The sequence below is a fragment of the Streptomyces sp. NPDC054956 genome (genome assembly GCF_053609185.1).
Map to the genome: position 1 here is coordinate 1 of NZ_JBSGXB010000236.1, position 12,383 is coordinate 12,383.

Below are 12,383 nucleotides of genomic sequence, written 5' to 3' on the forward strand. Positions count from 1 at the left end.
GCGTCCGGCCGCGATCATCCGCGACCTCGACCTGCTCCGCCCGATCTACGCCCAGACCGCCGCGTACGGCCACTTCGGCCGCGAGCTGCCGGACTTCACCTGGGAGCGCACCGACCGCGTCGACGCCCTGCGCGCCGCCGCCGGCCTGTAGGACCCCGTAGCACCCGCCGTACGAACGGCCCCGGACCCTCGCGGTCCGGGGCCGTATTGCGTTGGCGCGGCCGGTCCCCGCGCGGATAGCCTGGCGCAGCCCTCCCGGTGCGAGGGGCGACGGCTTCATCTGGAGCGGGGCGCGAGCCCCGTGTTGAAGGACGGCAGGACCCGCCGCCGCCCGGCCCGATCTCGGGAGAGGCGCCCCCGGCATCCGCACCACCCGCACCGGGCCCGCCGTTGTCGGTGAGGTTTGGTAAGAATGCGGGTGTGAGCAGCGCGAACGAGTCTGAGCAGCGGGGTGGGGACGACGGTCCCGGCGGTCCGCCGGAGCAGCTCGCGCTGATGCGGGAGATGGTCGCCGAGGCGAAGGCCAAGGCGCCGAAGGCGAAGCCCCGTACCTGGCGCGGAGCCGCCGTGGCCGAGGAGCTGCCCGTCGCCCGGGTCCTCGTGAACAAGGGCGTGCTCCACCTCGACCGGCTCTTCGACTACGCGGTACCCGCCGAACTCTCCGAGACCGCTCAGCCCGGCGTCCGGGTCCGCGTCCGCTTCGGCGCCGGGGGCCACCGGGTCCACGGCGGCCGCCGGGAGGGCGGCGGGCTCATCGACGGCTTCATCGTCGAGCGCCGCGCCGAGTCCGACTACAACGGCGCGCTCGCGGCCCTCGCCCAGGTGGTCTCGCCCGAGGTCGTCCTCGGCCCCCGCATGCTCGCGCTCGCCCGGGCCGTCGCCGACCGGTACGCCGGCTCCCTCGCCGACGTGCTCCAGCTCGCGCTGCCCGCGCGCAGCGCCCGCGCCGAGGCCAAGCCCTCACCCGAGCCGCTGCCCCCGCCCGCCGCACCCGAGCCCGCGGGCTGGGAGCGGTACGGTTCCGGCCCGGCCTTCCTGCGGGCCCTGGCCGCCGGCTCCGCCCCGCGCGCCGTGTGGACCGCGCTGCCCGGCCCCGGCTGGGCCGACGAACTCGCCCGCGCCATGGCCGCGACCCTGGCCTCCGGCCGCGGAGCCCTCGCCGTGGTCCCCGACGGGCGCACCGCGGCCCGTGTCGACGCCGCCCTGACCGCGCTGCTCGGCGAGGGCCGGCACGCGCTCCTGACCGCCGAGTCGGGGCCGGAGAAGCGCTACCGCGAGTGGCTCGCCGTCAGCCGGGGCTCGGTGCGGGCCGTGGTCGGCACCCGGGCCGCGATGTTCGCACCCGTACGGGACCTCGGGCTGGTCGCGATCTGGGACGACGGCGACTCCAGCCACAGCGACGTCCACGCCCCCTTCCCGCACGTCCGGGAGGTATTGGAGCTGCGCGCGGTCACCGACGGCTGCGCCTTCCTGGCCGGGAGCACCAGCTGCACGGTGGAGGCCGCGCAGCTCGTCGAGTCCGGCTGGGCCCGGCCGCTGGTGGCCGACCGCGAGACCGTACGGTCCTGCGCGCCTCGGATCCGGACCGTCGGCGACGAACTGCTGGCCCGGGACGGGGCGGCGCGGGCCGCGCGACTGCCGAGCCTCGCGTGGGAGACCGTACGGGAGGGGCTCAAGACCGGGCCCGTCCTCGTGCAGGTGCCCAGGCGCGGCTACGTGCCCCGGCTGGCGTGCGAGCGGTGCCGGACGCCCGCCCGCTGCAAGGTCTGCGCGGGTCCGCTGGAGGCCCCCGACGAGCGGGACCTGCACTGCGGCTGGTGCGGGCGCCAGGAGACCGCCTGGCACTGCGAGGAGTGCGGTTCGTTCCGGGTGCGGGCCCAGGTGGTCGGTGCCCGCCGCACGGCCGAGGAGCTGGGGCGGGCCTTCCCGGCCGTGCCCGTACGCACCTCCGGGCGCGACCACGTCCTGGACGAGGTCCCGGACCGGCCCGCGCTGGTCGTCTGCACGCCCGGCGCGGAGCCGGTCGCTACGGGCGCGGGGTACGCGGCGGCGCTGCTGCTGGACGGCTGGGCCATGCTGACCCGGCCCGACCTGCGGGCCGGCGAGGACGCGCTGCGGCGGTGGATCGCGGCGGCCTCGCTGGTACGGGGGGACGGGCAGGTGGTGGTCGTCGCCGAGCCCACGCTGCGGCCGGTGCAGGCGCTCGTGCGGTGGGACCCCGTCGGGCACGCGGTGCGGGAGCTCGCGGAGCGGGCCCAGCTGGGGTTTCCGCCCGTCTCGCGGATGGCGGCGGTGGCGGGGGGCAGTGCGGAGGCGGTCGAAGCCTTCCTGGCGGGGGCGGTGCTGCCCGCGGACGCGGAGGTTCTGGGGCCGGTGCCGGTGCATGTGCGGCGGGGGGAGGCGGCGGGGGAGCGGGCGCTGGTCCGGGTGCCCCCGGGCAGTGGTGCCGCCCTGGCGGCCGCCCTGAAATCGGCCCAGGCGGCCCGGATGACCCGGGGCGTCCCGGCGTCGGAGGCGGTCCGCATCCGCATCGACCCGCTGGACATCGGCTAGGCCCTGACCGGGCGCGGCGGGCGGGCCCTGCGGGGCTCGGCCCCCACCCGCCCTTCCACCGTTCCCCGGGCCGGCCCGGACCCGCGCCTCACACGCCGGCGGGGCTGGAGGGGCGCCGGGTCTCGGCCCGGACCCGCGCCTCAAACGCCGGACGGGCTGGAGGGGGCCCCGGGCTGCGCCCGGACCCCCTGGCGCGGAAGCCCCGGGAAGGGTGGGGAACGACACCGCCCTTCAGGGCGCGAGCTCGGGACGACGGACGCCCCCGGCGGGGCGACCGGGTGGGTCGCTTCGCCGGGGGCGGGGCCGTCGGGGGTCGGCGTCCCGACGGGTCAGCCGTTGCGGGGGCCCGGGAAGGCGGGGGAGCGGGCGGCCTGGGATTCCTCGCGCATCGGCTGCGGCGGGACCGAGCGGGCCGCCGGGACCGTGGGGAGGGGACCCAGGGTCCGGGTGGTCGTGCCCTCGGCCAGCGGCTCGCGCTCGGCGGACTCGGGGCTCTGCGCGCGCCGGGCGCCGTAGCGCCGGTGGACGGCCTGCTTGGTGACTCCGAGCGCCGAGCCGACCGCGTCCCACGAGAAGCCGAGCGAGCGGTCGAAGTCCACCGCGGCGGTGACCAGCGTCTCGACGCTGTCCCGCAGTTCCTGCGCGAGGCGGACGGTGGGAGCGGGTGCCCGGCCGTAGACGACGAAGCCCGTGGAGGGTCCCGAGCGGCGCGGGCGGTAGACGTTGCCGAGCTGGGCGGTGAGCGTACGCAGAGCATCCACCTGCCGGCGAACCCGCTCGATGTCCCGCACCAGGAGGTGCAAGCTGGCCCGTGCTTGGGCGTCGTGGGTGGCGTGGTCGGCCATGAAGAAGCCTCTCGAACCGGTGCTGAAGAGCGGATAGGGCCGCAGACACCGTTCTGTTTCGCGGCCCGTTTCGGTCAATCTCTCTTGACCAACGCGCCAGCGGGTGGGCAGGTCACGCTGTGGGGGCGTGTCGGCATATGCGAGGAGCGCGCGTGTGTGCGTACGCCCCCTCGCGCGAGCGCGGTATCGCAGGTGGGACGGTGGGCGGACAGACCATAGACTGGTGCGCTGCTGACAGCCGAGATAGCGAGGTAGACACCAGTGAAGCTCGTCTTCGCAGGCACCCCCGAGGTCGCCGTGCCCGCCCTGGACGCTCTGATCGCCTCCGGGCGTCACGAGGTCGCCGCGGTCGTCACCCGGCCCGACGCACCGGCCGGCCGCGGCCGCCGTCTCGTCGCCAGCCCCGTCGCCGAGCGCGCCGAGGAAGCCGGCATCGAGGTCCTCAAGCCCACCCGGCCGCGCGACCCGGAGTTCCAGGTCCGGTTGAGGGAGATCGACCCGGACTGCTGTCCGGTGGTCGCGTACGGCGCGCTGATCCCCAAGAGCGCCCTGGACATCCCGAAGCACGGATGGGTCAACCTGCACTTCTCGCTGCTGCCCGCCTGGCGCGGCGCGGCGCCCGTGCAGCAGTCGATCATGGCGGGGGACCAGGTCACCGGCGCCTCCACCTTCCGGATCGAGGAGGGCCTGGACACCGGCCCCGTGTTCGGGATCCTCACCGAGGAGATCCGGCCCACCGACACCAGCGGGGACCTGCTCACCCGGCTCGCCTTCGCGGGCTCCGGCCTGCTGGTCGCCACGATGGACGGCATCGAGGACGGCACCCTGCGCGCCGTCGAGCAGCCCGCCGACGGGATCTCGCTCGCGCCGAAGATCACCGTCGAGGACGCCCGGATCGACTGGACGGCGCCCGCGATGCGCGCCGACCGGCTCGTGCGCGGCTGCACCCCCGCGCCGGGAGCGTGGACGGTCTTCCGGGGCGAGCGGCTCAAGCTGGTCTCCGTGGGGCTCGTCACCGACCGCACGGACCTGGCGCCCGGGGAGCTGGGCGTCGCCAAGAACAACGTCTACGTCGGCACCGGCTCGCACGCCGTGGAACTGCTCTGGGTGCAGCCGCAGGGCAAGAAGCCGATGAAGGGCGCCGACTGGGCGCGCGGGGTGCGGATCGCTCCCGGCGAGCGTCTGGGCGCCGCCGACGTAGGCTGAAACATCGTTTCTTCGGTCCATCCCCAGCATTACGTAACCCCGGAGCACCTTCACGTGAGCGAACAGCCCCGTAGCCGACCGGCAGCCACCTCGGGCAAGGGCGGCGGCAAGCCGGCCAAGCCGGGCAAGCCGTACCGCCGGCCGCAGAAGGACCCCGTCCGCATGCTGGCCTTCGAGGTGTTGCGGGCGGTGGACGAGCGCGACGCGTACGCGAACCTCGTGCTGCCGCCGCTGCTGAAGAAGGCCCGCAAGGACGAGACCTTCCAGGCGCGGGACGCGGCACTGGCCACCGAGCTGGTGTACGGGACGCTGCGCCGCCAGGGCACGTACGACGCCGTCATCAAGGCGTGCATCGACCGGCCGCTGCGCGAGGTGGACCCGCCGGTCCTGGACGTGCTCTCGCTGGGCGCGCACCAGCTGCTCGGGACCCGCATCCCCACGCACGCGGCGGTCTCGGCGAGCGTGGAGCTGGCCCGGGTGGTGCTCGGCGACGGGCGGGCGAAGTTCGTGAACGCGGTGCTGCGGAAGATCGCCGCGCACGACCTGGACGGCTGGCTGGAGAAGGTCGCCCCGCCGTACGAGGACGACGCCGAGGAACACCTCGCCGTCTACCACTCGCACCCGAGGTGGGTCGTCAGCGCCCTGTGGGACTCGCTGGGCGGCGGGCGGGCCGGCATCGAGGACCTGCTGGAGGCCGACAACGAGCGGCCCGAGGTCACGCTGGTGGCCCGGCCCGGCCGGTCGACCACCGAGGAGCTGCTGGAAGCGGTCGGCGAGGACTCGGCGCTGCCGGGCCGCTGGTCCCCGTACGCGGTGCGGATGGCCGAGGGCGGCGAGCCGGGCGCGCTGGAGGCGGTCCGCGAGGGCCGCGCGGGCGTCCAGGACGAGGGCAGCCAGCTGGTGGCGATGGCCCTGGCGGCCGTACCGGTCGAGGGCCGCGACGCACGCTGGCTGGACGGCTGCGCGGGCCCCGGCGGCAAGGCCGCCCTGCTGGCCGCGCTGGCCGCGGAGCGAGGGGCGTTCCTGCTGGCCTCCGAGAAGCAGCCGCACCGGGCCCGGCTGGTCGAGAAGGCGCTCCACGGCAACCCCGGCCCGTACCAGGTCATCACGGCGGACGGGACCCGCCCGCCGTGGCTGCCCGGCTCCTTCGACCGGGTCCTGATGGACGTGCCCTGCTCGGGCCTCGGCGCGCTGCGCCGCCGCCCGGAGGCGCGCTGGCGCCGCCGGCCGGAGGACCTGGAGTCCTTCGCGCCGCTGCAGCGCGGACTGCTGCGCGAGGCCCTGTCGGCCGTCCGCGTGGGCGGGGTCGTGGGATACGCGACGTGCTCCCCGCACCTGGCCGAGACCCGTGTGGTGGTGGAGGACGTACTGAAGGGCCGGGGCGCCGGCGCCTCCCCGGTCTCGGCGGAGCTGATCGACGCGCGGCCGTACATGCAGGGGGTGCCGGCACTGGGCGACGGGCCGGACGTACAGCTGTGGCCCCACCTGCACGGGACGGACGCGATGTACCTGGCGCTGCTGCGCCGGACCGCTTAGTACGCAGCCCGCCGGCGGGGTCCGTACGGGGTTCCGCCGGGCCGGTGTTCACGTCGTGGGCGGGAGTTTCGGGGTAGTGGCCGGAACGGTTCGGCGGCATGGCACGCTTGGGGCATGGCCGTTCAGATCAATCCCAGCATCTTGTCCGCCGACTTCGCCCGGCTCGCCGAGGAGGCGAAGGCCGTCCAGGGGGCGGACTGGCTGCACGTCGACGTCATGGACAACCACTTCGTCCCGAACCTGACGCTCGGCGTGCCGGTCGTGGAGTCGCTCAGCCGGGCGACGGACATCCCGCTCGACCTCCACCTCATGATCGAGGACCCCGACCGCTGGGCCCCCCAGTACATCGAGGCGGGCGCGGGCTCGGTGACCTTCCACGCCGAGGCCGCCGCGGCCCCCGTGCGGCTCGCGCGGGAGATCCGGGCCAAGGGGGCCCGCGCGTCCATGGCGCTGAAGCCGGCGACGCCCATCGAGCAGTACGAGGACATCCTCCCCGAGCTCGACATGCTGCTGATCATGACGGTCGAGCCCGGCTTCGGCGGGCAGCCCTTCCTGGACATCATGCTGCCCAAGATCCGCCGTACCCGGGAGCTGATCTCCAAGCACGGTCTGGAGCTGTGGCTGCAGGTCGACGGAGGGGTCTCCGCCTCGACCATCGAGCGGTGCGCCGAGGCCGGCGCGGACGTGTTCGTCGCGGGCAGCGCCGTCTACGGAGCGGTCGACCCGGCGGCCGCGGTGCGTACGCTCCGCGAGCAGGCGGGCGCGGCCATCGCGGCGGCGCCCTGGGCTTGCGACCACTGAGACAAGGCTTGGTGAACAGCTCGGTGAACGGAAGCTGTCCAGGCTGATCAACGGCCGTCGGATCTGACAGGATGAACGGCGAGTCGAGAGTGTGAACAGCAGTGAGGAGAACGCGGTGTCTGCAATGTCGGCGGGACGGTCAGCCCTGCGGATGGGACCCGCGGAGCTGGTGCAGGCGGCGGCCATGGCGCGCCGCTTCTACCTGGAGGGGAAGTCCAAGATCCAGATCGCCGAGGAGTTCGGCGTGAGCCGCTTCAAGGTGGCCCGGGTCCTGGAGACCGCTCTGGAGCGCGACCTCGTACGCATCGAGATCAGGGTGCCGGCCGAGCTGGACGCGGAGCGCTCGGACGCGCTGCGCGCCCGGTACGGGCTGCGGCACGCCGTCGTCGTGGAGTCCCCCGCCGACGCCACCGAGGACGCGCCGGACCCGGAGAACCTGGGCGCCGTCGCCGCCGATCTGCTGGGCGAGCTCGTCAACGAGGGCGACGTACTGGGCCTCGCGTGGGGGCGCTCGACCATCCACATGGCCGCCTCCCTGCACCGGCTGCCTCCCTGCACCGTCGTCCAGCTGACGGGCGTGTACGACGCCGGGACGGCCGAGCGCGGGTCCGTGGAGGCCGTGCGCAGGGCCGCCCAGGTCTCGGGCGGGGACGCGCACCCCATCTACGCGCCGATGCTGCTGCCCGACCCGGCCACCGCGGCCGCCCTGCGCAGCCAGACGGGGATCGCGCGGGCCTTCGAGTACTTCGACAAGGTCACGGTCGCCGCCGTCTCCATCGGATCGTGGGAGCCGGGGATCTCGACCGTCCACGACATGCTGAGCGACGAGGAGCGGGCGCACTACGCCTCGCTGGGCGTCGCCGCCGAGATGTCGGCCCACCTGTTCGACGCGGAGGGCCGCCGGGTCGGGCGGGACCTGGGCGAGCGCTGCATCACCGTGGAGGCGGACCGGCTGCGCCGGATCCCCGAGGTCGTCGCCATCGCCGGCGGACTGCGCAAGGCCTCCGCGATCGGGGCGGTGCTGCGGTCCGGGCTCGTCACCAGCCTGGTCACCGACACGGCCGTCGCGGACTACCTGCTGACGGAATCCCAGCCCGGGCTGCGTCCGGCGCTGGAGCGGGCCGACCCCGACGACTGACCCCCGACGGACGAGGGGCCGGATTGGTCCGATTGTCCGGACCGAGGGCGTCCGGACGCGCACCGCGGAACCCCGCGGACGCGGATGGTGCCGTAATTGAGATCCGAACGGCGGACCGTTCGACGGCCCGCGGGGCGCATACTGGGTGCAATGACAAAGTCAGCAGTACCTCGCCGCCATTTGCCGTCCAGCCCGTTCAAGGCCCCCGTGGAAGCGCCGCTCCGGCACTTCAGCGTCGGCGACCGGGTTACTCACGATGAGCACGGCCTCGGCCGTGTCGTCGCCGTTGAGGAGGGGATCGCTGTCCTCGTTGAATTCGGGCCGGAGGTCCGCAAGCGCATCCTGAGCCCGTACACCAAGATGGCCGCGCTCTGAAGCGAGCGCGCGATTCGCGGGACAATGGGATATTTGGCACGATCGGTGCATGATCTTTCGGAACGTGCCCCGATCGTTGCTGCGTGTACTGGGGGCCGTGTTCCTCTGTGCGGCGCTGGTCGGTGCGGTGGGCTGCAGCGGGGAGAAACCCGCGCCCGCCGCCGCGACCACCGGTGCCGCTAGTTCCGGTGCCGCGAGCCCCGGTGCCTCCAGTCCCGGTGACGCAGACGTCGCCCCGAGCGGGGCGGCGAGTTCCGCCGCGCCCGTGCCGACGCCCGGGTGGGCGAAGGGGATGGCCACCGTACGGGTCGGCGCGCTGCCGCAGCAGGCGCGGGACGTGCTGGCGCTGATCGACAAGGGCGGGCCGTACCAGTACCGGCAGGACGGGACGGTCTTCGGCAACTTCGAGAAGGTCCTGCCCAAGCAGAAGCGTGGTTACTACCACGAGTTCACCGTGAAGACGCCCGGTGAGCGGGACCGTGGGGCCCGCCGGATCGTGACCGGCGAGGGCGGGGAGTTCTTCTACACGGACGACCACTACAAGACCTTCAAGGCGGTTCTCCGATGAGCCTGGACCCGCAGCCGCTCGCCCCCGCCGTTGCCGCCGCCGAAGCCGAGGGCTGGCAGGTGCTGAGGCTGGACCTCGACGGGGTGCGGAGCAAGGCGGAGCTGATGCGGCGGTGTGCGGGCGCGCTGGAGGTCCCCGAGTACTTCGGCGGGAACTGGGACGCGCTGGCCGATGCGGTGCGGGACCTGTCCTGGCTGGGGGAAGCCCCGGGGCGGCTCCTGGCCGTCACGGCCTGGGGGGCTTACGCGAAGGAGCGGCCCGACGACTGGGAGACCCTGCGGGAGATCCTGGAGGAGGCCGTGGACTTCTGGCGGGAGGACGACGGGGCCGGGCCGGCGCTGACCGTGCTGCTGGCGGAGTCGCCGCGCGGCAGGGGCCGGCGGAAGCCGGCCGGGGGGCGCTGAGCGCTCGAACGCCGGCGGGCTGAACTTCGGGCGCTGCCCCGGCCCCGCGTGTCCGCGGGGCCGGGGCGGTATCAGCCCTTCGGGATCCAGGGTGGGGTCTGGCCCCAGGACCAGACGGGGATGGCGGCCGCGTCGACCGGGGGTGGGTTGGGGCCCGAGTAGATCAGGGCCATGCGGGTGCCCCACTCGATGTAGTACGCGAAGACCGCGCGGAACTCCGGGTCGGTGGGCAGGCCCACCTCGTCGGCGGTGTCCATGAGCAGGTCCACCCAGCGGCGGCGCTGCCGTTCGGTGATCGCGCGGCCCAGGTGCTTGGTGGCCATGTGCTGGTGGCCGCCGTGGGCCGCGGTGTACTGCTTCGGGCCGCCGAAGACCTCCGCCAGCCAGACCGAGACGTGCCGGGGGTGCTCGGAGTCCATGCCGGCGAAGACCGGGGCCAGGATCTCGTCGCGCAGGGCGTGGCCGTAGAAGGCGTCGGTGAGGCGGTTCATCGCCTCTTCCCCGCCCATCCACTCGTAGATCGTGGGCGTGGTGTCGGACGTGGTGTCGGGTGTGGTGCTCATGACGGGCTGGAGGCCTTTCCCGGGCCGGCCACCTCGGTGACGAGGTAGTGCTGCATCTCCTCGATGGCCGTCACGTACGGACGGATCGCCGTGAAGAACGCCGGGAAGTGCTCGCCCTTGCGGAATCCGTTGAGATGGGCGTCGACCGAGGTCCACCGGATGCGCAGGATGTAGCGCTCGTGCTCCTCCTCGCAGCGGGCCAGTTCGTAGTCGATGCACTCCGGCGAGGCGGCCAGGGCGTCGGCGGCCCTGGCGTACGCGTCCTCGAAGGCCGGCTGGTCGTCCAATGCGATCCGGTAGCGGATGTATTCGACGGTGGTGGTCATGGTGTGCGTGCCTCTCCCTGGGGTCGGGCGTTGATCGCCGCTGGTCTGGGTCAGCGTTGCGTGATCATGCGCGGATTCGGGACCCTTTTCGGCGTTACGACCCAGACTTCTGGGAGTCGGCGGCCTCGTCGGCCACGTCCGGGCCCTCGGAGCGCACCCGCTGGACCCGGTCCAGGGACTCGCGCAGCTCCGTCAGCCAGGCGTCGGTGTTGCGTCCGACGAGGCGTACGCACCAGGCCAGCGCGTCGGCGCGGCTGCGGGCGACGCCTCCCGCGACCAGGGTGTCGAGGACCTGGCGCTCGGGCTGGCGCAGGCGGGTCATGACGGGGACCGCGAGGTGGGTGAAGAGGGTCCGGTCCTCGCCGGACTGGACGGCCCAGGACACCTTGCGGCGGTAGAGCTCCTCCGCCTCCCGCGCCACCTCGACGCGCTGCTCGCGGGTGCGCTCGCGGAAGGCGGCGGCCGACTCGGTGGCCGGGAGGGTTCCGACGACCGTGATCTCCTCCCGGTCCACCGTGACCGAGAGGAGGGACTCGTAGACGTCCACCGGCAGGCGCTCGGCGAACCAGGACCGGAGCTGTTCGTTCTGCTCGGATGTAATCATGTAATCAACGGTGCGTCCGGTGCCTGCTTGATCGCAAGCCTTCCGGGCCGTGTTCGCTGTCAGCCCATCGAGCGGTAGCGGTGGATCAGGGAGACCGCCATGGCCCCCTCGCCCACGCCCGAGGCGACCCGCTTGACCGAGTGTGCCCGTACGTCCCCCGCCGCGAAGACCCCGGGAACGCTGGTCTCCAGCGGGTACGGGGCGCGCTCCAGGCTCCACTCCGCCGGGAGTTCGCCGCCGTTGGAGATCAGGTCGGAGCCGGTGAGGACGAAGCCGTACTCGTCCCGCTCGACCACCCCGGCCAGCCACTGCGTGTGCGGGCGGGCGCCGATGAAGGTGAACATGAAGCGGGCCGGGATCTCCTTGTCCCCACCGGTCTCCGAGTCGTGCAGCGTCAGGCGCTCCAGGTGGTCCTCGCCGTCGAGGCGGACGACCGTCGTACGGACCCTGACCTCGATGTTGGGCGTGCGCTCGATCTCGTCGATGAGGTAGCGGGACATGCTGTCGTCGAGGGAGGCCGCGCGGACCAGGATCGTCACGCGGGCGGCGTACTTGGCGAAGTGCACCGCGGCCTGGCCCGCCGAGTTGGCGCCGCCCACGATGAACACGTGCTGCGAGATGCACGCCGAGCTCTCCGTGGTCGCCGCGCCGTAGTAGAGCCCGGCGCCCTCGAAGCGGTCCGCGCCCGGGGCGTCCAGGCGGTTGTACGAGACCCCCGTCGCCAGGAGCACCGTCTCGGCGCTGATCTCCGTACCGTCCGCCAGGGTCAGGATCTTGGCCGGGTCGTCCCGGGTCAGCGACACCACCTCGACCGGGTGCAGGATCTCGGCGCCGAAGCGGGCGGCCTGGATGGTGGCCCGGCGGGTCAGGTCGCCGCCGGAGAGGCCCGAGGGGAAGCCGAGGTAGTTCTCGATCAGGCTGGAGGTGCCGGCCTGGCCGCCCGGGGCACGGGAGTCGAGCATCAGCGTGGACAGGCCCTCGGACGCGGAGTAGACGCCGGCGGCGAGCCCCGCCGGACCGGCGCCGACGATGACGCACTCGTAGTGCGGGCGGGAGGCGGTGGTGGCCAGGCCCAGGCGCTGGGCGAGCTGGGTGTCGGTCGGGGCGGCGAGCACCGAGCCGTCGGGGAAGCGGACCAGCGGGAGCGCCGCGCCGGCCTGGGCGGCGGCGATCACGGTCAGCGCCTCCGGGTCCCGCTCGACGTTGAGGAAGCGGAAGGGCTGGCCGTTGCGGGTGAAGAAGTCCCGGACGGCGTGGGTGCCGGGGGAGACCAGGTGGCCGGCGACGATGATCCCGTCGTACGCCGGGCGGTAGGTGGCGAGCCAGTCCGAGAGCAGGTCGTCCAGGACGGGGAAGAGCCGCTCGTGCGGCGGGTCCCACGGCTTGAGCAGGTAGTAGTCCAGGCGGACCCGGTTGAAGGCGGTGATAGCCGCGACCGACTCGGCGTACGCGGTCAGGAGCACG

General features: G+C 73.8%; 14 protein-coding genes. 9 read left to right on the forward strand and 5 right to left on the reverse strand.

The window, feature by feature from the left end; all coding sequences use genetic code 11:
* Positions 1-151 (forward strand): methionine adenosyltransferase domain-containing protein (locus ACWGDE_RS28485; protein ID WP_453391905.1); only part of this gene is annotated, 151 nt, incomplete at its 5' end.
* A gap of 269 nt (positions 152-420) precedes the next feature.
* Entirely contained in the window at positions 421-2,553 is a 2,133-nt protein-coding gene (locus ACWGDE_RS28490; RefSeq protein WP_453391894.1) for a primosomal protein N', read from the forward strand.
* Between the two features lie 329 nt (positions 2,554-2,882).
* Here the strand turns inward: ACWGDE_RS28490 and ACWGDE_RS28495 are convergent, their stop codons facing one another.
* A complete protein-coding gene (locus ACWGDE_RS28495) occupies positions 2,883-3,398 on the reverse strand; it encodes a hypothetical protein (RefSeq protein ID WP_453391895.1) in 516 nt (171 codons plus the stop codon).
* A 261-nt stretch (positions 3,399-3,659) separates the two neighbouring features.
* Between ACWGDE_RS28495 and fmt the strand changes: the two genes are divergently transcribed.
* The 7 genes from fmt to ACWGDE_RS28530 all read left to right on the forward strand — a co-directional run bounded on the left by fmt (position 3,660) and on the right by ACWGDE_RS28530 (position 9,426).
* On the forward strand, positions 3,660-4,604 hold the full coding sequence (fmt, locus tag ACWGDE_RS28500; protein ID WP_453391896.1) for a methionyl-tRNA formyltransferase: 945 nt from the start codon (positions 3,660-3,662) through the stop codon (positions 4,602-4,604).
* A 54-nt stretch (positions 4,605-4,658) separates the two neighbouring features.
* Complete coding sequence (locus tag ACWGDE_RS28505; protein WP_453391897.1) at positions 4,659-6,140, forward strand: RsmB/NOP family class I SAM-dependent RNA methyltransferase; 1,482 nt, start codon at positions 4,659-4,661, stop codon at positions 6,138-6,140.
* A 114-nt stretch (positions 6,141-6,254) separates the two neighbouring features.
* On the forward strand, positions 6,255-6,941 hold the full coding sequence (rpe, locus tag ACWGDE_RS28510) for a ribulose-phosphate 3-epimerase (protein WP_453391898.1): 687 nt from the start codon (positions 6,255-6,257) through the stop codon (positions 6,939-6,941).
* Positions 6,942-7,065: 124 nt separating this feature from the next.
* A complete protein-coding gene (locus tag ACWGDE_RS28515; protein WP_361315852.1) occupies positions 7,066-8,079 on the forward strand; it encodes a sugar-binding transcriptional regulator in 1,014 nt (337 codons plus the stop codon).
* A gap of 150 nt (positions 8,080-8,229) precedes the next feature.
* Entirely contained in the window at positions 8,230-8,454 is a 225-nt protein-coding gene (locus ACWGDE_RS28520) for a hypothetical protein (protein ID WP_112452447.1), read from the forward strand.
* Positions 8,455-8,746: 292 nt separating this feature from the next.
* A complete protein-coding gene (locus ACWGDE_RS28525; protein WP_453391899.1) occupies positions 8,747-9,022 on the forward strand; it encodes a ribonuclease domain-containing protein in 276 nt (91 codons plus the stop codon).
* Positions 9,019-9,426: a barstar family protein gene (locus tag ACWGDE_RS28530; protein WP_453391900.1), complete on the forward strand. Its 408-nt coding sequence runs from the start codon at positions 9,019-9,021 to the stop codon at positions 9,424-9,426. Before ACWGDE_RS28525 ends, ACWGDE_RS28530 begins: the two co-directional genes overlap by 4 nt.
* A 71-nt stretch (positions 9,427-9,497) precedes the next feature.
* Here the strand turns inward: ACWGDE_RS28530 and ACWGDE_RS28535 are convergent, their stop codons facing one another.
* From ACWGDE_RS28535 to ACWGDE_RS28550, 4 genes are all read right to left on the reverse strand, one after another.
* Positions 9,498-9,989 carry a group II truncated hemoglobin gene (locus tag ACWGDE_RS28535; RefSeq protein ID WP_453391901.1) on the reverse strand — a complete coding sequence of 164 codons (492 nt, stop codon included), beginning with the start codon at positions 9,987-9,989 and terminating at the stop codon, positions 9,498-9,500.
* On the reverse strand, positions 9,986-10,315 hold the full coding sequence (locus ACWGDE_RS28540; RefSeq protein WP_453391902.1) for a putative quinol monooxygenase: 330 nt from the start codon (positions 10,313-10,315) through the stop codon (positions 9,986-9,988). Before ACWGDE_RS28540 ends, ACWGDE_RS28535 begins: the two co-directional genes overlap by 4 nt.
* 94 nt (positions 10,316-10,409) lie before the next feature.
* Positions 10,410-10,919 (reverse strand): hypothetical protein, encoded by a 510-nt coding sequence (locus tag ACWGDE_RS28545; RefSeq protein ID WP_453391903.1) that lies wholly within the window; start codon positions 10,917-10,919, stop codon positions 10,410-10,412.
* Positions 10,920-10,978: 59 nt separating this feature from the next.
* A partial coding sequence (locus ACWGDE_RS28550; protein WP_453391904.1) for an FAD-dependent oxidoreductase occupies positions 10,979-12,383 on the reverse strand: 1,405 nt, incomplete at its 5' end.